Origin of the sequence: Pseudomonas sp. FSL L8-0168 (assembly GCF_037976155.1) — a bacterium.
In the GTDB taxonomy this organism is placed as follows: Bacteria; Pseudomonadota; Gammaproteobacteria; order Pseudomonadales; family Pseudomonadaceae; genus Aquipseudomonas; species Aquipseudomonas paracarnis.
This window is the reverse complement of record NZ_CP150262.1, coordinates 1,971,377-1,995,178: the sequence shown is the minus strand read 5'-3', so window position 1 is coordinate 1,995,178 and position 23,802 is coordinate 1,971,377. Positions and strand designations below refer to the sequence as shown.

Here is a 23,802-nt window from a genome sequence, read left to right as displayed (position 1 = left end):
TCGCCATCCAATTACAAAAGGCCCTGATCCGCACACACCTTCACCACTTGCTCCCGAAACCAGGTATTGGCGCTGTCCTGCCCACTGGTTTCGTTCCACTGCATATCCAGGGTGAACCCCGGCAAACCGTTAGGTGCTTCGCAAACACCGAATGCCGGCGCCGGTGCCAGTAACTTTTGCACGCGGCGGGGCAGGGTGACGATGAAGTCGGTGCCGGCAATCATCTTCAATGCCGCGCTGTAGCTGTTGGCCCGTGCAATCACCTGACGCTTGCGCGCCTGGCGCGCAAGCCAGCCGTCGATCATGTTGGTATCGGAGGTCCAGGGTGTGGGGAATACGTGGCGCCGCTCAACGAAGGACTGCAGGCTGAACGCCTGTTCCCTCGGCGCTGAGCGTTGGTCGCACACGCAGACCAAGTCGTCCTCCAACAGCATCTGGGTCTTGAAGTCTTTGTGAGCGCGGTGAAAGTGCGGGCCGAAACAGATCACCAGGTCCAGGCGACCCTCACGCAGGTCGTCGGCGGGGATGTCGGTTTCCAGCTTCTGCACGTTGACGATCACCGGCAGGTCGGCATGGTCGAAACGCTTCAACAGGCGCGGCAGAATCAGCTGCTCGAAATATTCCGGCGCACACACATTGAAGGTCACGGCCTGTTGGGTCGGATCAAAAGCCTGGCCACCGGCATGGCACAGGTTGATGCTTTCCAGAATCTTCTGCACATGCTCGTACATGGTGGTGGCCTTGTACGTAGGACGCATGCCTGCGCGGGTGTTGATAAACAGCTCATCTTCAAAGCTGGTGCGCAGCTTCTTCAGGCTATAGCTCACGGTGGACTGGCTGACGAACAGCGTTTCAGACACCTCGGTAACGCTGCTCTGGTCGTAGACGGCGATAAACACCATCAAATCCTGCATATCGAGCTTTCTGAGCAAGTTATTGTTTAGCATCGGTTTCGTCCGTAAACCCTTTGTACCGAACTCAGTACAAGACTGAGCAAAATGTTAACGGAACGCTCGTGCCAATAGAAAGCACTGTAGGACCTTTCAATGTTTTGGGTGGGACAAAAAATGTTTTTAATACGACGTCAGCGGATATGGCGTGCGTAATGCGCCGGGTTGAAACGCATGACGATCAGCAGCATCAGCCCGCTCACTGCCATCAATGACCACCAGGCCCATTCGAAGCTGCCCAACTGGTCGCGGATCATGCCGGCGATCAGCGGCGACAGGCCGGCGATCAGATAACCGATGCCCTGCACAAACGCGGTAAGGCCACCGGCACGGCGCGGGTTGTCGAGGTGGTCCAGGGACAGGATCAGGCTCATCGGGAACAGGCCGCCAATCCCCAGGCCTAGCAGGCAGGGCCACAACAGGCTCCAATGTTGCGGGCTGAGGATTAGGCCGCAGAAACCCAGGATGATCAGCACCAGCAGCACCGCCACCACGCCGCGTTTATCCTGGCGGCGGTTGGCGATGGCCGGTGTGACCAGGCCGGAGATCACTTCCATGGCAGTCAAGAAACCCAGCAGCAAACCGGCATTTTGTTCACTCCAACCCTGCTCGACGTAGTACGGCGCCAGCCATGCCAGCACACAGGTGTAGGACGCGGTGCCGAGGCCAAAAAAGATCGCCAGCAACCAGGCGCGGCGATTGCTGAAAAAAGCCTCCTGGGGGCCCGAACCGGCGTGGGGTAAGGGCGGCAGGGCCGAACGCTGCGCATACCAGAACACCAGGGCCAACAACGCCAGCAGTGCCCAGATCGCCAGGCCGATACGCCAGCTGCCGGTCTGGGTTTGCACCAACGGCGAGAACGAAGCAGCCAGGGCCGCGCCGCCCATGATCGCGGTGACATACAGGCCCATGAATAACGAAACATTGGCGCTGAAACGCGACTTGATCAGCGCCGGCATCAACGCCTGGATCAGCGCAATGCCGACACCCGCCGCAATGGCACTCGCGATCAGCTCCAGTGCCGAATCCAGGAACAACCGCGACACAGTCGCCAGCCCGATCACCAGCAACGACACCACAATGCTGCGATGCTCGCCCACGCGCTTGGCCACGCCCATGCCAAAGAACATCGCCAGGCCCATGGCCATGACTGGCAACATGGTCAGTAAGGCGGCGCTGCTGAAATTTAGCGGCACATCCGCACGAATCGACGCCAATAACGGCCCCACGGCCGCCATCGACGGACGCAAATTGAGGGCTACGAGCACCACGCTGATCATCAGCCATAGTGCGCAGGTGGATTTTGCCTGAACGTTTTCCATGGGCCTGCCTTGAATGCACAAGGGCGAATCAGGCCATGGAGTGTGTAGCGGGGCAAATCAGAAAGTCGCAGGGGCTATTGAAAAAATGCGGATGCGAAGTGGTGAGGTAAAAGCGCATTGGGCGTCGGCTGTCAGGCCGTCACGGGAGCAAGCTCCCTCGCCACAGGCCCAACTTAGCGGGATTACAGACTCGGCAACTCCCACCGCGCCTGGTCGATTTCAAGCAATGTGGGCCCCTGGCGATCAGCGGCGGCACGTAAAGCCGTGCGCAACCCTTCAATGCCATGGACGCTTTGTGCCGCGCAGCCCAGAGCCTTGGCCACACCGATAAAGTCCGGCGTGTAGATGTCCACACCCACCGGCTCGATGTCACGGTTGACCATGTACTTCTTGATCTCTTCATAACCCTGGTTATTCCACAACAGCACGATCACCGGTGTACGGGCCTCCACCGCGCTGGCCAGTTCCGGCAGGGTGAATTGCAAACCGCCGTCGCCGATCAGGCACACCACCGGTTGGCCATCGCCGCGCCCGAGCCAGGCCCCCATGGCGGCGGGCAGGGCATAACCCAGGGTACCGTAACCGGTAGAGGCGTTGAACCAGCAGCGTGGGTGGTCGAGGTTCAGGGTCAGGTTGCCGCTGTACACCGGTTGAGTGGAGTCGCCCACGAACACTACGCCCGGCAGTTCCTCCAGAACGGCGTTGAGAAACCGGGTTTGCACGCGCGTCGCAGCGTCCCACGTAGGTTCCAGCTCGGCCCATAAACGGGCGACGCGTGCTGTGCCCCAGTCGGTAGTGCGCGGCGTCAGCGGCTGGCGGTTGATTTCGGTGAGCAGGGCCTGGGCGGCGATGCGTGCGTCGGCCACTAGTGCCACTTGGGGCGGGTAGTTGCGTACGGTCTGGTCCGGGTCAATATCGATGCGCAACAGCGCACCGGGAATGTTGAAACCACCGGCGAAGGTGACGTCGTAGTCGGTCTCTGCCAACTCGGTGCCGATCGCCAATACCACGTCAGCCTCAGCCACCAGGGCACGGGTGGCGGGCAGTGTTTGCGTGGAGCCGATCAGCAGCGGGTGCGCGGCCGGCAACATACCCTTGGCGTTGATGGTCAGGGCCACGGGCGCGCCGAGGGCTTCTGCGAGGCGGGTCAGTTCGGCGGCTGCGTCAATGGCGCCGCCACCGGCCAGGATCAGCGGGCGCTTGGCCGCAGCCAGCCTCTGGCTCATCTGCTGCACGGCCGCCGGTGCCGCGCCAGCGCGGGTGACGCTGACAGGCGTGCTACCCAGCAACGCGTCGGCATTTTCCACCAACACATCCAGGGGGATCTCGATATGCACCGGGCGCGGCCGACCGGCCTGGAACAACGCAAACGCCCGCGCCAGCACGGCGGGCAGTTCAGCCGCCGACATCAAGGTGTGGGAGAACGCCGCCACCCCGGCCACCAGCGCGCTCTGGTTCGGCAGCTCATGCAACTTGCCGCGCCCACCGCCCAGTTGGCTGCGTGACTGCACGCTGGATATCACCAGCATCGGGATCGAGTCGGCATAGGCCTGGCCCATGGCCGTGGTGATATTGGTCATGCCGGGGCCGGTGATGATAAAGCACACGCCGGGCTTGCCAGAGGTGCGCGCATAACCGTCGGCCATGAAGCCGGCGCCCTGTTCGTGGCGCGGGGTGACATGTCGAATGCTGGAGCGCGCCAAGCCCCGGTACAGCTCCACGGTATGTACGCCGGGAATGCCGAATACGTGGTCCACGCCGTAGCGTTCCAGGAGGTGCACCAATACTTCGCCGCAGGTCGCCATACAGGTCGCTCTTGTGATGGGGTCGAAGCGCTATTGGAGCGGTTGGCCGGTGGCGGCAACAATCGATAAAAAGTCATACTCGCCATGTCCTCCCGTCATGGCTGCGCCCCGATGAAACGCCTCCCACCGTTACCTGCGTTGCACACCTTCTGGGTCACAGCCCAGTGCTGCAACTTCACCCGTGCCGCCGAACACCTGCACATTACCCAGGGCGCGGTGAGTCGACAGGTGGCCGGGTTGGAAAGCCAGTTGGGCTATGCCTTGTTTCAGCGCCAGGCGCGTGGCTTGAGCCTGACGGAGGAGGGGCGCGAATGGCTGGCATGCGCGCAACAGGTGTTTGGCTTGCTCGCTGACGCGGTGGAGCACATCGGTGACCGGCGCCGCACCTTGCAGCTCAAAGCGTCCACCTGCGTGATGCGCTGGTTGTTGCCGCGCTTGCTGCAATGGCAAAAAGAACGCCCGGATGTGCCGGTGGAGCTCACCACGACGGTGGCCTATAACGTCGACTTTCGTCGTGAGCCGTTTGACGCGGCGGTGATCTACGGGCCCATCGCCGAGCAGTCGGCCGAGGCGCGGCATCTGTTCGACGAGCGTCTCACGCCGGTCTGCGTGCCTGGGTTGCTGGGCAGTTTGCGTACGCCGCAGGATTTGCAGCATCAGGTACTGTTGCACCCGACCCGAGACGAGCGCGATTGGACGTTGTGGCTCAAGGCTGCCAATGCCTGCTTGAGCGACCCCATCCAACGGCACCACTTCGAAACCTTGGACTTGGCAATGACCGTAGCGTCCCAGGGCTCCGGGGTGGCGATGGGCGACAGTGCGTTGATTGGCGAGGATCTGAGGGCGGGGCGGTTGGCGATGCCGTTTGAACTGCGGGTGTCGACGGGGATGGGGTATTTCCTGGTGTATCCGCCGGGGAAGGAACCGTCGGTTGGGTTGGTCGCGCTGATGGATTGGTTGGTGAGTGAGGCCAGTGTGGGATGACAGCCTACGCCTATCTACCTGACTCGCCGCGATCCAACTGTGGCTGGCTTGCCTGCGATGACGGCCTGAAAGCCGACACCTATCTACCTGACACCCCGACGATCCAGATGTGGGAGCTGGCTTGCCTGCGATGAGGGCCTGAAAGCCAACGCCTATCTACCAGACACCCCACGATCCAACTGTGGGAGCGGGCTTGCTCGCGAAGGCGGACTGACAGTCAACACAGTTGGATTGTGTACATATCCATTGCTGCGGTAACGGCCGCCTAGGGTTCCGCTCTGACAGCGGGTCACTTTGGAAAAGAGCCGGAATGCCGGCCCAGCCCAAAGTAACCAAAGGGCTCTTGCCCCACCACTCGGCACCTCGCCTAGGCTCGGTGTGCCCGTAATCCGCCAGTGATTTGGGGGGCCGCCGCCACGCGCCATTCATGGCGCGGGGCGGTTAAACCGGCATCCCTGCCGGTTTACCCCCCAAATCACTGTCGAATTCCGGCCAGCGTGGTTTAACGGGGCGCCTAAGATCAAGATCAAAAGCAGATCAAAAGCAGATCAAGAGCGGCTCGCTTCGCATCGTGGTTAGCGTTGACGGCGTTGGGTCAGTAACCGACCGTAAAGCGCTGGCGCGAGTGCTTCGGTGTTTCCACTTCATCCAGCATGGCGATGGCGAAGTCGGCAAAACTGATCGAGCTGTTGCCGTCACTGTCCACCAGCAGATCATCCGTGCCCAGGCGGAATTTGCCGGTGCGCTCGGTGCCGTCGAACAGGGCCGATGGCGACAGGAAGGTCCAGTCCAGTTCCTTTTCCTGGCGCAGCGTTTCCAGGAATTGCGCCCCGGCACTGGCTTCAGCTTTATATTCAGCCGGGAACCCTTCGCTGTCGATCACGCGCCCGCCACCGGGCAACAGCAGTGAACCGGCGCCGCCGACCACCAACAAACGTTTCACACCAGCCTTTTTCACCGGGCCGATCACGGCGCTGGCGGGAAGCGTGGCGAAGTGCGCCGCGCTGATCACCACGTCGCTGCCGCTGATGGCGTGTTGCAAGGCTTCGGCATCCAGGGCATCAACCTGTTTGACCGTAACGCCAGGACGCACAGCCAGCTTGTCGGTATTGCGGGCGATGGCGATGACGGTATGCCCGCGGCGCAGCGCTTCTTCCAGCAGTTGGCTACCGGCGCGGCCAGTGGCACCAATGATTGCGATCTTGCTCATGATGTTCTCCAACAGGGTTAAGGTTTAAAGCCAGTTACCACTTCATTTCGCCCTTGGCGACTTTGGCGCTCAGTTCCAGCGAGCTTTCGTCGGCGAGGGTGGGGTAGCGTTTTTTCATGGCCGCAATCAGGGCGGCGGAGTCCTTGGCCTTGGCGGTTTCGAGGTCGAAGGCCTTGATGTAATCGGCGGTGAAGGTGACCGAGGCCAGCGATGGCGTGCCCAGGTAATGGCCCGGCACCACGGTGTTCGGCTTCAGGTCTTCAATGCGCGTGAGGGTAGCGAGCCAGTCTTTATGGGATTGCGCGCTCTGGGTATCGGCCATCCAGACGTGGATGTTTTCAGCGACCACCACACCACCGACCACGGCCTTGATCGACGGGATCCACACAAAGCTGCGATCTGGCTGCGGGCCGTCAAGGCCAACCACTTCAAGCTGTTGCCCTTCCAGGGTCAGGCTGTGGCCTTTAAGCACTTGCGGCACAAGGGTCTTGGCCGGCTTGTCGGCGCCCATTTTCGGGCCCCAGAAGGCCAGCTTGTCGGCGACGGTGGCGTTGATATGGTCCACCACTGGCTGTGGCGCCAGCACTTTGGCGTCGGGGAAGGCGGCGGTCAGGGTGTCGAGGCCGAAGTAGTAGTCCGGGTCGCCATGGCTGATGTAGATGGTGGTCAGGTGCTTGCTGCTGGCGCGGATCTTCTGCACCAGCTGCTCGGCTTGGCCTTTGCCGAATTGCGCATCCACCAGGATCGCGTCTTTCTCGCCGCTCACCAGCACCGAGCTGACCGGGAAGATCGCGGCTTCGCCTGGGTTGTACACGTCGAGTTTCAGCTCTGCCGCTGCTGCGTGGGCAGCGAAGGCCAGGGCGGCGGTGGCCAGGGTCAAGCGTTTGAAGGTCGAGAACATCGGGCAGCTCCTGCCATCGGTAAGGGATGCACAGAGCTTAGTTGCATAAAACACGACAAAAAATGCGATGCTGGGACATAGTTTGTTTCTAAAATCGGGCAAATCATGGATCGTCTTCAAGCAATGCGCGTGTTTGTCACCGTGGTGGACCTGGGCAGCCAATCCGCCGCTGCCGACCACCTTGACCTGTCGCGCCCGGTGGTCTCGCGCTACCTGGCCGAGCTGGAAGACTGGGTGGGCGCACGCCTGCTGCACCGCACCACGCGCAAGCTCAGCCTCACCGCCGCCGGCGGAGAAACGCTGCCGCGTTGCCGGCAATTGTTGGAACTGTGCGGTGATATGCAGGCCGCCGTCAGCGAGCCCGATGATGCGCCCCGAGGCCTGTTGCGCCTGAGCGTCAGCACTTCGTTCGGCCAGGCGCAGCTGGGCGCGGCGATTGCCGAATACGTCAAGCTTTACCCCATGGTGACGGTGGATTTGCAGATGCTTGATCGCACGGTGAACCTGGTGGACGAGCGCATCGACCTGGCGATCCGCACCAGCAACGATCTGGACCCCAACCTGATCGCCCGGCGCCTGACCGTATGTCGCTCGGTGGTGTGCGCCACACCGGCTTATCTGCGCGAGCATCCGGCGCCGCAGAAGGTCGAAGACCTGGCCCGGCACAACTGCCTGACCCACTCTTACTTCGGCAAGAGTCTGTGGCATTTCGAAGAAAACGGAGAGCACGTGTCGGTGCCGGTCCACGGCAATATCACGGCCAACGAAGCCAGCACGTTAATGCGCGTGACGCTGGCCGGGGCAGGGGTGGCGATGCTGCCCAGTTATCAGGCCGGCGAGCTGATTCGCAGTGGGGAGTTGGTGCGCTTGCTGCCGCACGCCGAGCCGCGACAGATGAATATCTATGCGGTGTACGCCTCACGCAAACACATGCCTTCGGCGCTGCGTAGCCTCCTGGATTTCCTGGTGCTGCGGTTTCCCGAAGAGCCGGTTTGGGACATAGGGCTCTGAGGTGAAATAAGCGCGCTGAATGGCAGCGCATCATGGCAAGTTGCCCTGACTGACCTATGCTTTAAACAGCACCCTGTAGATCCGTTCAGAGGTCTGTGCCATGAGCATCAAAACCAGAAAGTACCTGACGATTTTCACCCTCTGCGCATTGGCGACAGCGCTGTATGGGACTGCCGCCTACCGCGTCGAGCAAACACGCATGCAGCCGGCGGCATTCGCCATCAGCTGCCATCAGGACCAATGCGTTCCCCGCACCGGCAGTTTCAGTGCGCTCAGGTAGGCTGCTCTGCCTTCAGTTGTTCACGAAACGCCTTGGGTGAAAAACCGACCCTGCGGCGAAACAGCCGTGAGAAATTGGTCGGGTCGGAAAAGCCCAGCACCTCGGACATCTCGTTGATGGTCATGCTGGTGTAGGTCAGCAGGCGCTTGGCTTCCAGCAACTGGCGGTCATGCATGATCTGCAACGCCGGTTGCCCACCCAACTCCCGACACGTCCCGTTCAAGTGTGAGACCGAGATACCCAGCTTGTGGGCCAGGTCTTCAATCTTGGGGTGTTCGCGGTAATGCTGTTCGACCAGTTGCGTAAACCGCCGAAAGTACTCACGACCCCGTGGCGCCCGTGGGTGGCGGCGCTGGATCGCCTGGCGGCTGACCCACACCAATAACACGCTGACCAGGGCGTGCAGCATCATGTCCCGTGCCGGTTGGTCATCGGCGTATTCGTCCTGCAAACGTACGAACAGGCTGTTCAAGTAATCGCTGTCCTTGCCCGCCGGGTAGCTGCCGAGTGTGTGCAGGCCATCGACGGTAGAGCCCAGTTGCGCCTGCAAGTGGCTGACCAGCGGTGCCGACAGCGTTACCACAAACCCTTCCACATCCTCGGAAAAACGAAAGCCGTGCACGCAAAGCGGTGGCAGCACTTGTAGGCTCGACTCATTGAGCGTGGTGCGCTGGCCTTCGATTTCCAGTTGTGCCTGGCCTTTGTGCACATACAGCAACTGGCACAGGTCCGCGTGCCGGTGGGGCTGGATTTCCCACTGGTATTCCCGACTGCGCCGGGAAATGGTTTCGCAGTGCAACAAATCGGGAGTCGGCCACTGCTGGCTTTCCCCGTAAAGCTTGAAGACCGGAATCGCGGTTTTGGTCATGGTTTCAATCCGATACTCAGGATAGTGGTTCGGTAATCGCCCCGATTGGCGAAAAGCACAGGTTTTGACGCAGTTTTCACCTTCTTATGAGCCTCACTCAAGTGAAAAATGTCAGCCACAAGAGCAATGACAACTCTTTCACTCCATACGTTCGCGTGAAGCTTGAAGGTCATAAAAATAATGAAAACCCTGAAAACCCAAGTCGCCATTATCGGTGCCGGTCCTTCCGGATTGCTGCTCGGCCAACTGCTGCACAATGCTGGCATCCAGACCCTCGTTCTAGAGCGTCAGAGCGCCGATTACGTACAAGGCCGTATCCGCGCCGGTGTGTTGGAACAGGGCATGGTCGACCTGCTGCGCGAAGCCGGGGTCAGCCAACGCATGGACGCCGAGGGTCTGGTGCACGACGGGTTTGACATTGCCCTCAATGGCCAACTCACTTCCATCGACCTCAAGGCCTTGACCGGCGGCCAGTCGGTGATGATCTACGGCCAGACCGAGGTCACCCGCGACCTGATGGCCGCCCGCGCAGCCGCCGGTGCCATCACCCTGTACGAAGTCTCCAATGTTCAACCCCATGACCTGAAAAGTGAACAGCCCTGGCTGACCTTCGAGCATGAAGGCCAAGCCTTTCGCCTGGAGTGCGACTACATTGCCGGCTGCGACGGTTTCCATGGTGTGGCCCGCCAGTCGATACCGGCGCAAGCGCTGAAGGTGTTCGAACGCGTCTACCCCTTCGGCTGGCTGGGCGTGCTGGCCGACACGCCGCCGGTACATGCCGAACTGGTGTACGCCAAACATGCGCGGGGTTTTGCGCTGTGCAGCATGCGGTCGCCGACCCGCAGCCGTTACTACCTGCAAGTGCCGGTCGAAGAGAAGCTGGAAGACTGGGCGGATGAACGTTTCTGGGATGAACTCAAGAGCCGCCTGCCCGGCTCATTGGCCGAACAATTGGTGACCGGCCCGTCGATCGAGAAAAGCATCGCGCCGCTGCGCAGCTTTGTGGTGGAACCCATGCAGTACGGGCGCCTGTTCCTGCTCGGCGATGCCGCGCACATTGTGCCGCCCACCGGTGCCAAGGGCTTGAACCTGGCGGCCAGTGATGTGAGCACCTTGTTTCGCATCTTGCTCAAGGTGTACCACGAAGGGCGCCTGGACTTGCTGGAAAAATACTCGGCAATCTGTCTGCGCCGAGTGTGGAAAGCCGAGCGGTTTTCCTGGTGGATGACCTCGATGCTGCATCAGTTTCCCCAGGCGGACGCCTTCAGCCAGCGCATTGCCGAGAGCGAGCTGGACTATTTCATCCACTCCCAGGCCGGGCGCAAAACCATCGCAGAAAATTACGTCGGCCTTCCTTACGAGCCTATCGAATAGCCTGCTATCGTATCGAGCATTCCCACCGGTGACCGTTGCCTGTGGGCCCTGCTCGAAGGTTCTGCCGTGACTCACCTCAATCAGCCCGCTCCAACCGTTCCCGCCGTGCGCAGTATCCTGGTCGCGCTGATGATGGCGATCTTCCTGGGTGCCCTGGACCAGACCATTGTCGCCGTGTCCATGCCGGCCATTTCCGCACAGTTCCATGACGTCAACCTGCTGGCCTGGGTGATCTCCGGCTACATGGTGGCGATGACCGTGGCGGTGCCGATCTACGGCAAGCTCGGTGACCTGTATGGGCGCCGGCCCATGATGCTCATTGGCATGGGCCTGTTCACCCTGGCGTCGTTGTTTTGCGGCCTGGCGCAAAGCATGGAGCAACTGGTGCTGGCGCGGGTGCTGCAGGGTATCGGCGCTGGCGGGATGGTCTCGGTGAGCCAGGCGATCATTGGCGACATTATTCCTCCCCGCGAACGGGGACGTTATCAGGGGTATTTCAGCAGCATGTACGCGGTGGCCAGCGTGGCCGGGCCGGTGCTGGGCGGTTATATGACCGAGTACCTGTCGTGGCGCTGGGTGTTTTTGATCAACCTGCCACTGGGCGTCGGCGCCTGGTACGTGGCCCATCGCACCCTGGTGGGGCTGCCGGTGCCGCAGCGCAAGCCGATCATCGATTACCTCGGCACGGTGCTGATGATCGTCGGCCTCACCGCCTTGTTGCTGGGCATCACCGAAATCGGCCAGGGCCATTCGTGGCGTGACGATCAAGTGCTGGGGTTGCTGGCCTGCGCACTGCTGGCGTTAAGCGTGTTTGTGTGGCACGAACGCCGCGCACGGGAACCGCTGTTGCCGATGCACTTGTTTGCCAACCGCAGTGCGGTGTTGTGCTGGTGCACGATTTTCATCACCAGCTTCCAGGCGATTTCCCTGACGGTGCTGATGCCCCTGCGCTACCAGACCGTAACCGGCGCCGGTGCCGACAGCGCGGCCCTGCACTTGCTGCCCTTGGCGATGGGCTTGCCGATGGGCGCGTATTTTGCCGGGCGCATGACCTCGGTGACGGGCCGCTATAAACCGATGATCCTCAGCGGCGCAGTGTTGAGCCCGCTGGCGATTCTCGGCATGGCCTACAGCGCGCCCCAGGCGGTGGCGCTCACCAGCGTCTTCATGTTGTTGTGCGGTATCGCCGCGGGCATGCAGTTCCCGACCTCGTTGGTGGGGACGCAGAACTCGGTGGAGCAGCGGGATATCGGTGTGGCCACCAGCACCACCAACCTGTTTCGCTCCCTGGGCGGGGCAGTGGGGGTGGCCTGCATGTCGGCGTTGCTGCTGGCGCTGTTACACGATTCCAGTTTCGCCCATCTGGCAAGCGGCGCACTGGTGGCCGAAGGTAGTTCCGGCAACGTGCTGCTCGACGGCCTCAACGCCGCACCCGGCCCGGCGCAAGATGCGTTGCGCGGCGAGCTGGCGGTGACGTTCCGGCATTTGCTGATGGTGAGTGCGGCGGTGTCGCTGCTGGGGTTGGCCGCTGCGATAGCGATGCCGAATCGGGTACTGCGCGGCCGTGAAGACAAAGTTAGATAAGCGGACGCGGAGCGTCCCAGGCGGCGTTCCCACGCAGAGCGTGGGAATGATCAGGATCAGGGGCTGTAATACCCCACCGCAACCATGAAATGCCCGCTCTTGCGCACATAGGCATGCTTGTTCTCGACCTTGCCGGTCACCGGGTTTTTCCAGCGGTATTTGTATTCGCCCTGGTCCTGTTCAGCCATCATCTGGAGGATCGGCACACCCACCGGTTTGCCATCCGGGTCCTTGATCTTGGCAAAATCGGTGTTGATCAGGCGCAGGTTGGTGCCATGGGCGACGTAGCGCCGCGTGTTCAGGTCCACCACGAATACGTAGAGATCATCTTGCAGGAAGCCGCCTTGCAAGGAGTTGATCGCCTTGAGCGTGCCGGCTTCATCCTTGACCAACGCCTCCACCGCCTTGTTGCGCAGCGCCCGTGCCTGTTCCGGTGTGGCGCGCGGCAAGTAATAACCGACCGCCAGGATGCGTTCGCCCACGCGCTGATAAAACACGTGTTTATGTTCGACCTTGCCGTCATTCCAGTTCTGCCAGCGGTAGTCAGCCTGCTGGATACCCTGGTTTTCGGGCACCTTGAGCGCGTCCTTGAAGGATTGGCGCAAATCCGGTCCGAGTACCTCGGACACATCGCGACCTATGAGCGCGGAGGAGGGCCCGCCACTGGCCAGCAGTACGCCTTTTGTATCGACCACAAACACATAACGGTCCTGGTCGATGAACTCGCCCTGACGGCTGAAGGCGGCGAACGCCTTGTCACCTTGCTTGTGGTAGTACGCCAAGGCCTTTTCCAGCAGGGCCTTGGCGGCTTGGGCATCCGCTTCCTGTGCCGTGGCGGCATGCACCTGGCTGCAACACAACAGCAGCAGCCAGGTGAATCGGAGCAGTCTCTTCATTTACCCGTCCCTCGTTCTTGTTGGTGTGCCAAGAGCGTAGACGGTTGGCGGCGAATCAGAAGGGTTTGGTCGGCAGGTATTTGCCGTCCAGGGTGATGACCGCACGGGAGCCGCCGTCCGGGTCTTCGACTTTCTTGATGTCCAGTTTGAAGTTGATGGCGCTGATGATGCCGTCGCCGAATTGCTCATGCACCAGGGCCTTCAAGGTAGAGCCGTAGACTTGCAGCATTTCATAGAAACGGTACATGGTTGGGTCGGTCGGCACACCGCTCGGGAAGCTGCCGCGCAGTGGGACGCTTTGCAGCAGGCGGCTGGCGTCCTCGTCAAGGCCGAGTTTGCCGCACACGATGTCGGCCGCTTCCTTGGGCAGCGGGTGCTGGCCGAGCAGGGCTGCGGTGACGAATGCCAGGCTCAGCCCGGTGCCGTCGGTGAGGTCCTGCCACGACAGGTTTTTGCGTGCCTTGAGGTCGATAACGGTGTCGGCCAGGGCCAGGCGTGGGGTTTGAGCGAATTGGGATTGCAACATGGTGACGTCCTCTTGGGTTGATTAGGGTTCAGGCGGCGTGGGCGCGGGTGCTGGGGTGGTCGAGCAGGGAGACGAAGCGCCCGGTGTGCCCGTCCAAAGCGTCAATGCCGCCGGTTTCGATGTCGTACACCCAGCCATGCAGGTTCATCCGGCCTTGTTCCAGCGCCAGGGCGACCGAAGGGTGAGTCTTGAGGTTGGCCAGTTGGGCGACCACGTTTTCGCGCACCAATGAATCCAGGCGTGCAGCGTCCGAGGCATGCGTACGGGCGGCATTGATCACCTTGGCCGACTCGGCATGGCGCAACCAGTTGGCCACGGCGGGCAGGTGGTCCAGGCATTTGCAGGTAGAAATTGCAGTCATCGCGCCGCAGTCCGAGTGCCCGCAAATCACGATGTCGCTGACGCCCAGCACCGCTACGGCATATTCGACTGTGGCCGACACACCTCCCGGCTCCGGGCCGTAGGACGGCACTATGTTGCCGGCGTTACGGATGACGAACAGGTCGCCGGGTTCCTGCTGGGTCAACAGCTCGGGGACTACGCGGCTGTCAGAGCAGGACACGAACAAGGTGCCGGGGCTTTGCGTGGTCGCCAGGTGTTTGAACAAGTCACTGCGAGGGGTAAAGGCTTCACGTTGGAATTTGCGAAAGCCGTCGATGAGATGCTGCATGGTGGTTCTCCTTGCGTCGCTGATGGGGGCAAGGATGGGAGTTTTTGGCTATAGGGTCCAAGACCGGTTTATTATGCTTTCTATAAGTCATGCCTATAGTTGGAGCGCTGCCCATGCTGTTGCGTCATATCCGTTACTTGCTGGCCGTTGCCGAGCACCGCAACTTCACGCGGGCTGCAGAGGCGCTGCACGTGTCGCAGCCGACCTTGTCGCAACAGATCAAGCAACTGGAAGAAAGCCTGGGCGCGCCACTGCTGGACCGCTCCGGGCGCAGTGTCAGCCTGACCGACGCGGGGCAGGCCTATGTGCGTTATGCGCGGCTGGCCTTGCAGGATCTACAAGCCGGCACCCGCGCCATACATGACGTGCAGGACCTGCGCCGAGGGCATTTGCGCCTGGCCATGACGCCGACTTTCACCGCCTACCTGATCGGGCCATTGCTGGCGCGTTTCAACCAGCTGTATCCGGGCATCACCCTGAGCATCGAGGAACTGAACCAAGACCGTATCGAAGCCGCGCTGGGCGAGGACCTGCTGGATATCGGCATCGGCTTTACCGGCGAGCATGGGCTGGAGATCGACTGTGAGGCGCTGTTTGTCGAAGAGCTGAGCCTGGTCGTCAGTGCCAGTCACCCCGAACGCACACAACCGGCCTGGCTCGAACAGCCTCTGGTGCTACTGAACACAGGCTTCGCCACCCGCCGCTACATCGACGACTACTGCCACCAGCAAGGGGTTAAACCGCAGATTGCCATGGAGGCCAATTCCATCAGCGCGATTATCGAAATCGTGCGCAGCACGCCCCTGGCAACCGTCCTGCCCCGCGCACTGGCCGAGGCCCAGGCAGGCCTGCATGCCGTGGCGATTGCCCCACCGTTGCCGCAGCGCACCGCTGCACTGCTGAGCCGCAAGGGCGCATATCGCAGCGCTGCGTGTGCGGCGTTTGTAGCGTTGATCAAGGCGTAGGGCCGGGCTGACGCCCCAGGATCCAAATGTGGGAGCTGGCTTGCCTGCGATGACGGCCGGACAATCAACGCCCATCTACCCGACACCCCGCATTCAAGGCGCAGCCAACCACTGCCCCACAATCCCCGCATACGCCCCCGTCGCTACACTTAAATGCAACCACTGATCTACGTAACTCTTCCAGGCCACATCATCGCGCGGCAACAAAAACGCTTTTTCACTGTACTGCATCGGTTGCTCCGGGTTGACCGCGCACAACCCAGGCTTGAGCTTCTGCTGATAACGCGCCTCGCTGGCGTCGGTAATCATCACATCGGCTTTGCCCGCCAGCAGCTCATCAAAAATCGTCACGTTGTCATGCAGGCGAATCTGCGTCTGGCCCAAGTGCGCACGGGCAAACACTTCGTTGGTGCCGCCCGCTGGTTCGATCACTCGCACCTGGGGCTGGTTGATCTGTTCCACCGTCTGGTAACGCTGCACGTCGGCGCAGCGTACCAGCGGGATCTTGCCGTCGACTCCGAGTGATTGGCTGAAGAAGGCTTTTTTCTGACGTTCCAACGACACGGAAATACCGCCCACCGCGATGTCGCAGCGTTGGGCCAGAAAGTCCGGCATCAGGGTTTTCCAGGTGGTAGGCACCCAGGTGATTTTGGCGTTCAGGCTCTTGGCGAGAGACTCGGCCATGGCAATGTCGATCCCTTCATAGCCGCCGTCGCTGCGCAGCGAGGTGTAAGGCTTGTAGTCGCCGGTGGTACACACGGTGAGGGTGCCGCGCGCAATCACGTCGTCAAGGCGAGATGCAGCGGTGTCGGCCTGGGCGACAGTGGCCAGGCTTGCCAGTACACAGAGGGCCAGAGGCGCTTTCATGGGGTCGAATCCTTGGGGCACGGTCGGGGGCTCATTATTTCCAGCACAGGGCAGGGTGGCAAGGCGCGGTGAATGTTTAGCCAAACTGCAACCAAACTCCGTCAAGCCTGAATTTACCCGCGTATCCCCGCGTGTGACGCTCAAGTCTTTCTATCACTGTGAAGCGCGCATGCACGCTTGCCCCGACATTCACACCGCGACATTGCCGTCTGCGCTTGCGTTCTGGGCTCTGTTCCATTGCCGACACGCGCGCCCGCCAGATACCTCTCTCCTACGTTGATCTACCCCATGGATGACGCGCACCTGTGCGCATCTGCCCGGCGGCGCCTGCGCGCTTGCCTGACGCAAACGTATGAGAATTCCCATGAGTGTTTTTGCCCGCCTGCATGAAGCCCAGACCTTCCTTGAACAGAACCCCGACATTGAGATGTTCGAGCTGTTTATCCTCGATAACAACGGCGTACCGCGCGGCAAGCTGCTGCACCGCGACGAACTGCTGGCGGTGTACGAAAGTGGCCGGCCCCTGCCCAGCACCATCCTCGGCCTGACTATCAATGGCGATGACGTAGAAAACTCCGGGCTGGTTTGGGAGGTGGGGGATATCGACTGCCGCGCCTATCCGATCAGCGGCAGCTTGCAGCGCATGCCATGGCGCTTGATCCCCACCGCGGCGGTGCAAGTCAGCATGCACCCCACCGAAGGCCTGCCCGCCACCGTGGCCGACCCCAGGCACCTGCTGGCCAATGTTATCGAGGCGCTCAAGGCCGACGGTTATTACCCGGTGATGGCGGCGGAGCTGGAGTTCTATCTGCTCGACCAGAAGCCCGACAGCAACGGCCGCCCACAACCGGCGCGGGATGTGGATGGCAAGCGTCCGCGCTCGACCCAGGTGTACGGCCTGCGCGAGCTGGAGCAGATCGAGCCGTTTCTTGCCGACCTCTACAGCGCCTGCAAACTGCAAGGGATTCCGGCGCGCACGGCCATCTCCGAGTACGCGCCGGGCCAAGTGGAAATCACCCTCGAACACCGCACCGACGCGCTGCAGGCGATGGACGAAGCCGTGCGCTACAAACGCTTGGTCAAGGGCGTGGCGCACAAACATGGAATGACCGCCTGTTTCATGGCCAAGCCGTTTGACGACCTGGCCGGTACAGGCATGCATATGCATGTCAGCCTGGCCGATGCCCAGGGCAATAACCTGTTTGCCAGTGAAGCGGCCGACGGCACGCCACTGCTGCGCCAGGCCGTGGGCGGCATGCTCAGCACCTTGCTCGATTCACTGTTGATGTTCTGCCCCAACGCCAACTCTTATCGACGCTTCCAAACCAACAGCTATGCGCCGCTCGCTGCCACCTGGGGCGTGGACAACCGCACCGTCAGCCTGCGAGTGCCCGGTGGCCCGGCTCAATCCCGGCATATCGAACACCGCATCTGCGGGGCCGACGCCAACCCCTACCTGGCGGCCGCTGCGATCCTGGCCGGCATTCATCGAGGCATCCGCGAACAGCTCGACCCTGGCGCCCCGGTGCAAGGCAACGGCTACGCCCAGGCCAAGGAACTGTTGCCCACCGACTGGCTGACCACCTTGCGCGCGCTGGAAACCTCCCGCTGGGCACCGGATGCGTTCGGGCGCCAATTCCTCGGCGTTTACCTGGCGGTCAAACGTGCCGAATACCGCCAGTTCATGGGCGAGGTAGGGGAGCAGGATTGGCGCTGGTACTTGCATCAAGCGTGACCGGTTTTAGTGGGGGGCTTTCGACCTTTTTTTCACGTTGCGGCGGTTAAGCTGCGAATCAAGGTCGTTTACTACCGTTTCATTCACATGAGCCCGCGATGTCGCCACAACCTCCATCCTCCATCGAGACCGAATTCACCGAGCGCTATGACCGTGAGCATGCCAGGGGCTGTGGCGACCCGCGTCCGCCCAGGCTGTTGCAGCGCCTGTCGGCGTGGCGCGATGCGCGGTTGGTACGCCAAGCCCTGAAGGTGGCGGGGGAGCCAGGGCTTATCCTCGACCTGGCGTGCGGTTCCGGGCGCTTCTGGCCGGTGCTGGCCGAACACGTCAACCGCGTGATACTGGCCTCGGACAACTCCCAGGCGATGCTCGATCACGCGCGCACTCATCACCCGGGCGGGTTGCTCAAGCGTGTCAAAACATTCCAGGGCTCGGCGTTTTCCATTGGCCTTTCAGCGAATGCGGTGGACTGCATTTTTTGCCTGGATTTGTTTCGCCATGTGCCCGACAGTGATGCGCGACTCATGTTATTGCACGAGTTTCACCGCGTCAGCCGCGACACGGTGATTGTTGCCGTGAACGTGGGCACGCCCGTAGAGAGCGAGTTTCGGCAAGCCGGCTTCAAAATCCTCAATTACCAAGAGTTCCTGCCGGGCTCGCGGCGATGGTGCGTCTACGTTTTGCGTAAGAGAGGATAACGCCCCTTTGTCGGACTATTCTTCATCTCCTGTCGGAGTTTTCATGATGGCGTGTGCACTGCGGATGCTCGCAAGCCCCTTTCGCGATATATACTGCGCGCCATTCTTCAAGGGAGAGCCGTGTGGCCATCGATATTCACTGGATCTGCGACAACGATAGCCTCGGCCAGCATTGCGCCGAATGGCAGCAGTTGCCATTCGTCGCCCTCGACACCGAATTCATGCGGGTCGACACCTTTTACCCTATTGCCGGGCTGATCCAGATCGGTGATGGCGTGCGCGCTTACCTGATCGACCCCCTGACCATCGACAATTGGCAACCCTTGGCCGCCTTGCTGGAGAACCCAGCGGTGATCAAGGTGGTGCACGCCTGCAGTGAAGACCTGGAAGTGCTGTCGCGCCTGACCGGCAGCTTGCCGGTGCCCTTGTTCGACACCCAATTGGCAGCGGCCTACCTCAACCTCGGTTTTTCCATGGGCTACTCGCGCCTGGTGCAGGCGGTGTTGGATATCGAGTTGCCCAAGGGTGAAACCCGCTCCGACTGGCTGCAGCGGCCATTGTCGGAGACGCAGATCAGCTACGCCGCCGAAGACGCGGTGCACTTGGCCGAGGTTTACACCCGTCTGCGCCCGCAACTGTCGGATGACAAATACGCCTGGGTACTGGAAGACGGCGCCGAATTGGTGGCCAACCTGCGCCGCGAGATCGACCCCTACGAGGTGTACCGCGACGCCAAGCTGGCGTGGAAATTGTCCCGTGCCCAACTCGCGGTGTTGCGTGAACTGTGCGCCTGGCGCGAGCAGCAGGCCCGTGCTCGCGACTTGCCGCGCAACCGTATTATTCGCGAACACTCGTTGTGGCCCCTGGCCAAATCCCAGCCGGATAACCTCGCCGCCCTGGGCAAGATCGAAGACATGCACCCGCGCACCGTGCGCCAGGACGGCCAGTTTTTGCTGGACCTGATCAAACGCACCGGTAGCGTGCCCATGGACCAATGGCCGCCTGCCGTGGCTGAGCCGTTACCCGTGGACGCTGCCGCGTTGATCAAGCAACTGCGGGCTTTGGGCCAAACCTTCGCCGAGCGCCTGGACATGGCGCCGGAACTGATGCTGCGCAAGAAAACCCTCGAAGCCCTGGTTAAAAGTGGCTACCCCGATGGGCCTTACCAATTGCCAGACTCGCTGCGTGGCTGGCGCCGCGAGTTGATGGGCCAGGCGTTGCTCGACAGCCTGGCCAATGCCGGAGAACAGCCTTGAAACGTATTTGCTCCATCTACCGCAGCAAGAAAAAAGACGGCATGTACCTCTATGTGCTCAAAAGCGATGCCCTGGAGCGCGTACCCGAGCCGTTGATGGAAGCCTTCGGCAAGGCGCATCACGCCTTTGACATGGTGCTGACGCCTGAGCGCAAGCTGTCGCGCGAAGACATCACCGTGGTGCTGGAAAACCTCGACAAGCAGGGCTACCACCTACAAATGCCGCCAGCTGAGGACGAGTACATCGAGCACTTGCCCGAAGAGCTGCTGCGCCGCAACGACCCGATGTGATCGACCCGTGCCCGGCTCAGGGCACAGTTTCAATGGAATCGTATTAGAGGACGGTGGCCGTAAGGATGCGGGCGGCCGTCTGCACTGTTTTTTCAAAGGTTTGAACCATGCGTGTTCTGATTGCTGAACAGGATCATCCGCTCTACGCCCAATTGCTCAGGGACGCCGCCCCAGACCTCGAAGTGCTGACCAGCGGCGATTCGGCCGAACTCTCGCGCCTGGCCGCCGACTGTCCGGTGTGGCTGGGCCAGCCCGATCTGTTGGCGACCCTGCTGCGCCAGGGCCATCATCCGCAATGGCTGCAATCGACGTGGGCGGGCATCACGCCACTGCTGGCCGACGGCTTGCCACGCGACTATCGGCTGACCCGCGCGGTAGGCATTTTTGGCCAGGTCATGGCCGAGTTTGTCCTCACCTACATGCTGGGCCACGAGCGCGAAGTGCTGGCGCGGTTGGTCAGCCAGGTGGAGCGCAAATGGGATAACCGCATGGGCCAGAGCCTGGCGGGGCGTAAGGCGCTGATCGTCGGCACCGGTGACATTGGCCAGAGCGTGGCCGAGTTTCTGCTGCCGTTCGGCGTGCAGTTATATGGCATCGCCAGCCAGGCCCGCGAGCAGGCACCGTTTATCGAAGTGGCGGGGCTGGACCAGTTGGGCCGGCTGGTGGGGGAGGTGGATTACGTGATCAACCTGCTGCCCAACACGCCTGATACCCATGACCTGTACGACGCGGCGCTGTTCAAGCAATTCAAACCCACCGGTTTGTTTATCAACGTCGGACGCGGCGTGGCGGTGGTGGACGCCGACCTGGTCGAGGCGCTCAAAGAAGGGCACCTGGCCGGCGCGGTGATCGACGTGTGCCGCCAGGAGCCCTTGCCGCAACGCCATCCGTTCTGGACGGCGTGGGGTTTGCTGTTGACCGGGCACAGCTCGGCCCCGACCTCGCCGCCGATGATGGTGGCGTTGTTTGTGCAGAACCTGCGGGCGTATCAGGCCAAGCAAGCGCTGCGCGGGGAAGTGGATTTCGAGCGCGGTTACTGACAAAACGCGGAAAAAATGTGGGAGCGGGCTTGCTCGCGAATGCAGGGGATCAGTCAACACATTGGGTGGCTGCCACACCGCATTCGCGAGCAAGCCCGCTCCCACATTGAGTGTATGCAAGTCTTAGAGACTGAAGTCACCCTCGGACACCAGCTCGCTCAACGGCTTGCGCGGGCTCGGCATTTCGCGCCCTTGCAGGTACTCCGGCAAACTCGACTTGTCGCCCAGCTTGCCCACCGCCACGGCCGCATGCAGCGCATAACCCTGGGGAATCTTCAGCTCCTTGCGGGTCAGTTCCTGATCGAAGCCGGCCATGCCGTGGGTGTGCCAGCCACTGAGGCTGGCTTGCAGCGCCAGGTGGCCCCAGGCCGAGCCGGTGTCGAAGGTGTGCCACAGCGCCGGGGTTTCTTCTGTGGCGCCGGGGGCGATGAAGTCGGTTTTCGACGCGATAATGACCAGAGCCGACGCATGCTGCGCCCAATTGCGGTTGAATTCATTCAGCAGGCCCAGGAAACGCTCCCAATCCGGCGTGTCACGGCGCGCGTACAGAAACCGCCACGGCTGCGAGTTGTAGGCCGAAGGTGCCCAGCGTGCCGCTTCGAAGAAACTCAGCAGCGTCTCCTGCGGGATGCTCTCACCGGTAAAGGCGCGGGGCGACCAGCGCTCGGTAAATTGGGTGTGGATCGGATAATCGGCAACGCGGGGGTTATTGCTCATGGACAGACCCTGATGAAAAAACCGGGATTCAAAACTACTGCGCCCACCCAGGCCTGACAAGTCTTGCAACACCGTCAGTCGTAAGCGCTTGGCCCCAACGGGCTTGGGCACTAGACTGGCGGCCTTTTCACCTTCCGATACTGATGCAGAGCCATGGCCGCCAAAGTCGAACCTTTCTGGATACGCAAAACCCTTGAGCACCTCGACCAAGAGGAGTGGGAGTCCTTGTGCGACGGCTGTGGCCTGTGCTGCCTGCAAAAGCTCGAGGATGAGGACGACAACAGCGTCTATTACACGCGTATCGCCTGCAAACTGCTCGACCTGAAAACCTGCCAGTGCACCGATTACCCCAACCGCCGTGCCTCGGTGCCTGATTGCATCCAGCTCACGCCGGGCCAGGCCGATCAGTTCAAATGGTTGCCGCCGACCTGCGGTTACCGCCTGGTCAGCGAGCGCAAGGACTTGCCGCTGTGGCATCACCTGGTCTGCGGCGACCGTGACGCGGTGCACCACGAACGCATTTCCCAGTCCGGGCGCATGCTCAGCGAAGGCAGCGTGCCCGAGGACGACTGGGAGGATTACCTGATTTTCCGCGCGGGTTGAACGAGGAGTGTGTATGAAGGTGGCCGCCAAGTGGGCAGCGGGCCTGGTCGTGCTGGCGCTGAGCGGGCCGGGCTGGTGCGCGAAGAAAGTCGACCTGGATTACCACGTCAAGCTGTTGCCCCAAAGCCAGCAGGCCGAGGTGCGCGTCAGCCTGTCCCAAGGCGCGGCGGTGCGCAGCCTGAACTTCGACCTGGGCCGCGACGGTGACTACAGCGACTTCAAGGCCGATGGCCAGTGGCAAATCACGGGCAACCGTGGCCTGTGGCAACCCAGTGCCGACAAGGCCAGCCTGACCTACCGCGTGCGCCTGGCCCATGCGCGCAAGCCCGGCGTGTATGACACACGCATCACGCCCGGCTGGGCGTTACTGCGCGGCGAAGACCTGGTGCCGGCCGCCCGTCTCGACCAGCAAGACGGCGTCGAACTGGTCTCACGCCTGATGTTTGAACTGCCGACGGGTTGGAAGAGCGTCGAAACCGCCTGGCCGCGCATCGGCCAGAACAAATTCCGCATCGACAACGTGTCCCGCCTGTTCGACCGCCCCACCGGCTGGATGCTGGCGGGCAACCTCGGCAGCCGCCGCCTGCGCCTGGGTGATACCGACGTCACCGTGGCCTCGCCCAAGGGCCAGGGGATGCGCCGCATGGACGTGCTGACGTTACTGACGTTTGTCTGGCCCCAGGTGGAGGCCGCGTTCCCGCGCCATCCTGGCAAACTGTTGATTGTCGGTGCCAGTGACCCGATGCGGCGGGGCGCTTATTCGTTACGCGATTCGATCTACCTCAACAGCCGCACGCCGCTGGTTGGCGAAAATGGCAGCAGCCCGTTGCTGCGCGAAGTGGTGCAGGCCATCGGGCGCTTTAATGACCACGACAGCAGTGACTGGATCAGCGAGGGCTTGGGCGAGTACTACGCAATCGAGTTGATGCGGCGTGCCGGCGGTATTACCGATGAGCGCTATGCGGCGATCCAGGCACGGCTGACCAAAGAAGGCAAAGACGTCAGCACCCTCAAAGGCGAGCACGTCAACGGCGCGACGCTGGCGCGTTCGGTGGTGGTATTGCAGGAACTGGACCGTGAGATCCGCGTGAAGACCCACAACAAGCGCTCCCTGGACGATCTGGCGCAGGCAGTGATGCGGGTGAACAGCATCAACACCAAAGAGTTCGTGCAGTTGGCCGAGAGTGTGATCGGTGAGTCTTCGGTGGTACTGGACTCCAAATTACTGCGCTGAGCAACAAAACTGTGGG

24 protein-coding genes are annotated in these 23,802 nt (G+C 61.6%); 13 read left to right on the top strand and 11 right to left on the bottom strand.

Annotated features, from left to right (window positions below):
- Positions 1–11 precede the first annotated feature (11 nt).
- The 3 genes from MHH62_RS08565 to MHH62_RS08555 all read right to left on the bottom strand — a co-directional run bounded on the left by MHH62_RS08565 (position 12) and on the right by MHH62_RS08555 (position 4,077).
- The gene (locus tag MHH62_RS08565) at positions 12–947 is read right to left on the bottom strand and encodes a LysR family transcriptional regulator (protein ID WP_339232824.1); all 936 of its coding nucleotides are present in this window, start codon (positions 945–947) and stop codon (positions 12–14) included.
- A gap of 137 nt (positions 948–1,084) precedes the next feature.
- Complete coding sequence (locus MHH62_RS08560) at positions 1,085–2,272, bottom strand: cyanate transporter (protein ID WP_339232823.1); 1,188 nt, start codon at positions 2,270–2,272, stop codon at positions 1,085–1,087.
- A gap of 182 nt (positions 2,273–2,454) precedes the next feature.
- Positions 2,455–4,077: a 5-guanidino-2-oxopentanoate decarboxylase gene (locus MHH62_RS08555; RefSeq protein WP_020301048.1), complete on the bottom strand. Its 1,623-nt coding sequence runs from the start codon at positions 4,075–4,077 to the stop codon at positions 2,455–2,457.
- A gap of 111 nt (positions 4,078–4,188) precedes the next feature.
- Here MHH62_RS08555 and MHH62_RS08550 point away from each other — a divergent pair, with 111 nt between their 5' ends.
- Positions 4,189–5,061 (top strand): LysR substrate-binding domain-containing protein, encoded by an 873-nt coding sequence (locus tag MHH62_RS08550; protein ID WP_020301049.1) that lies wholly within the window; start codon positions 4,189–4,191, stop codon positions 5,059–5,061.
- A gap of 595 nt (positions 5,062–5,656) precedes the next feature.
- Here the strand turns inward: MHH62_RS08550 and MHH62_RS08545 are convergent.
- Together MHH62_RS08545 and MHH62_RS08540 are read right to left on the bottom strand one after the other, a co-directional pair.
- The gene (locus MHH62_RS08545) at positions 5,657–6,271 is read right to left on the bottom strand and encodes an NAD(P)-dependent oxidoreductase (RefSeq protein WP_014717468.1); all 615 of its coding nucleotides are present in this window, start codon (positions 6,269–6,271) and stop codon (positions 5,657–5,659) included.
- 34 nt (positions 6,272–6,305) lie between these two features.
- On the bottom strand, positions 6,306–7,172 hold the full coding sequence (locus tag MHH62_RS08540; protein WP_275968316.1) for an MBL fold metallo-hydrolase: 867 nt from the start codon (positions 7,170–7,172) through the stop codon (positions 6,306–6,308).
- A gap of 105 nt (positions 7,173–7,277) precedes the next feature.
- On the opposite strand from MHH62_RS08540, the gene MHH62_RS08535 reads away from it, so the two are divergent.
- Together MHH62_RS08535 and MHH62_RS08530 are read left to right on the top strand one after the other, a co-directional pair.
- A complete protein-coding gene (locus MHH62_RS08535; protein ID WP_020301050.1) occupies positions 7,278–8,183 on the top strand; it encodes a LysR family transcriptional regulator in 906 nt (301 codons plus the stop codon).
- A gap of 100 nt (positions 8,184–8,283) precedes the next feature.
- Positions 8,284–8,463, top strand: coding sequence for a hypothetical protein (locus tag MHH62_RS08530; protein WP_003189580.1), 180 nt, complete (start codon positions 8,284–8,286; stop codon positions 8,461–8,463).
- Here the strand turns inward: MHH62_RS08530 and MHH62_RS08525 are convergent.
- Positions 8,456–9,331: a helix-turn-helix domain-containing protein gene (locus tag MHH62_RS08525; RefSeq protein WP_014717471.1), complete on the bottom strand. Its 876-nt coding sequence runs from the start codon at positions 9,329–9,331 to the stop codon at positions 8,456–8,458. The genes MHH62_RS08530 and MHH62_RS08525 overlap by 8 nt on opposite strands.
- A gap of 180 nt (positions 9,332–9,511) precedes the next feature.
- Between MHH62_RS08525 and pobA the strand changes: the two genes are divergently transcribed.
- Both pobA and MHH62_RS08515 read left to right on the top strand, forming a co-directional pair.
- Positions 9,512–10,705, top strand: coding sequence for a 4-hydroxybenzoate 3-monooxygenase (pobA, locus tag MHH62_RS08520; RefSeq protein ID WP_020301051.1), 1,194 nt, complete (start codon positions 9,512–9,514; stop codon positions 10,703–10,705).
- Between the two features lie 66 nt (positions 10,706–10,771).
- A complete protein-coding gene (locus MHH62_RS08515) occupies positions 10,772–12,289 on the top strand; it encodes an MDR family MFS transporter (protein WP_032873421.1) in 1,518 nt (505 codons plus the stop codon).
- Between the two features lie 56 nt (positions 12,290–12,345).
- Here MHH62_RS08515 and MHH62_RS08510 read toward each other — a convergent pair whose 3' ends face one another.
- From MHH62_RS08510 to MHH62_RS08500, 3 genes are read right to left on the bottom strand one after another with little or no spacing between them, the layout of a single operon-like run.
- On the bottom strand, positions 12,346–13,185 hold the full coding sequence (locus MHH62_RS08510) for a cache domain-containing protein (protein WP_014717474.1): 840 nt from the start codon (positions 13,183–13,185) through the stop codon (positions 12,346–12,348).
- A 55-nt stretch (positions 13,186–13,240) separates the two neighbouring features.
- Complete coding sequence (cynS, locus tag MHH62_RS08505) at positions 13,241–13,711, bottom strand: cyanase (RefSeq protein WP_014717475.1); 471 nt, start codon at positions 13,709–13,711, stop codon at positions 13,241–13,243.
- 28 nt (positions 13,712–13,739) lie between these two features.
- Positions 13,740–14,381 (bottom strand): carbonic anhydrase, encoded by a 642-nt coding sequence (locus tag MHH62_RS08500; protein ID WP_019818265.1) that lies wholly within the window; start codon positions 14,379–14,381, stop codon positions 13,740–13,742.
- 113 nt (positions 14,382–14,494) lie between these two features.
- Between MHH62_RS08500 and cynR the strand changes: the two genes are divergently transcribed.
- On the top strand, positions 14,495–15,346 hold the full coding sequence (gene cynR / locus MHH62_RS08495) for a transcriptional regulator CynR (RefSeq protein WP_339232821.1): 852 nt from the start codon (positions 14,495–14,497) through the stop codon (positions 15,344–15,346).
- Positions 15,347–15,439: 93 nt separating this feature from the next.
- Here the strand turns inward: cynR and MHH62_RS08490 are convergent, their stop codons facing one another.
- Positions 15,440–16,213, bottom strand: a complete 774-nt coding sequence (locus MHH62_RS08490; RefSeq protein ID WP_014717478.1) for a transporter substrate-binding domain-containing protein — start codon at positions 16,211–16,213, stop codon at positions 15,440–15,442.
- Between the two features lie 364 nt (positions 16,214–16,577).
- Here MHH62_RS08490 and MHH62_RS08485 point away from each other — a divergent pair, with 364 nt between their 5' ends.
- The 5 genes from MHH62_RS08485 to MHH62_RS08465 all read left to right on the top strand — a co-directional run bounded on the left by MHH62_RS08485 (position 16,578) and on the right by MHH62_RS08465 (position 21,232).
- Positions 16,578–17,948 (top strand): glutamine synthetase family protein, encoded by a 1,371-nt coding sequence (locus tag MHH62_RS08485; RefSeq protein ID WP_014717479.1) that lies wholly within the window; start codon positions 16,578–16,580, stop codon positions 17,946–17,948.
- 98 nt (positions 17,949–18,046) lie between these two features.
- Positions 18,047–18,646, top strand: coding sequence for a class I SAM-dependent methyltransferase (locus MHH62_RS08480; protein WP_014717480.1), 600 nt, complete (start codon positions 18,047–18,049; stop codon positions 18,644–18,646).
- 122 nt (positions 18,647–18,768) lie between these two features.
- Entirely contained in the window at positions 18,769–19,902 is a 1,134-nt protein-coding gene (rnd, locus tag MHH62_RS08475) for a ribonuclease D (protein WP_014717481.1), read from the top strand.
- The gene (locus MHH62_RS08470; RefSeq protein ID WP_014717482.1) at positions 19,899–20,192 is read left to right on the top strand and encodes a YcgL domain-containing protein; all 294 of its coding nucleotides are present in this window, start codon (positions 19,899–19,901) and stop codon (positions 20,190–20,192) included. Before rnd ends, MHH62_RS08470 begins: the two co-directional genes overlap by 4 nt.
- A 107-nt stretch (positions 20,193–20,299) precedes the next feature.
- Positions 20,300–21,232 carry a D-2-hydroxyacid dehydrogenase gene (locus MHH62_RS08465; protein WP_019818262.1) on the top strand — a complete coding sequence of 311 codons (933 nt, stop codon included), beginning with the start codon at positions 20,300–20,302 and terminating at the stop codon, positions 21,230–21,232.
- A gap of 123 nt (positions 21,233–21,355) precedes the next feature.
- On the opposite strand, the gene MHH62_RS08460 is transcribed toward MHH62_RS08465, so the two are convergent.
- On the bottom strand, positions 21,356–21,949 hold the full coding sequence (locus MHH62_RS08460) for a nitroreductase family protein (RefSeq protein WP_003189601.1): 594 nt from the start codon (positions 21,947–21,949) through the stop codon (positions 21,356–21,358).
- 153 nt (positions 21,950–22,102) lie between these two features.
- Between MHH62_RS08460 and MHH62_RS08455 the strand changes: the two genes are divergently transcribed.
- Positions 22,103–22,552, top strand: coding sequence for a YcgN family cysteine cluster protein (locus MHH62_RS08455; protein ID WP_003172524.1), 450 nt, complete (start codon positions 22,103–22,105; stop codon positions 22,550–22,552).
- A 13-nt stretch (positions 22,553–22,565) separates the two neighbouring features.
- Positions 22,566–23,786, top strand: coding sequence for a hypothetical protein (locus tag MHH62_RS08450; RefSeq protein ID WP_014717484.1), 1,221 nt, complete (start codon positions 22,566–22,568; stop codon positions 23,784–23,786).
- Positions 23,787–23,802: the final 16 nt, after the last annotated feature.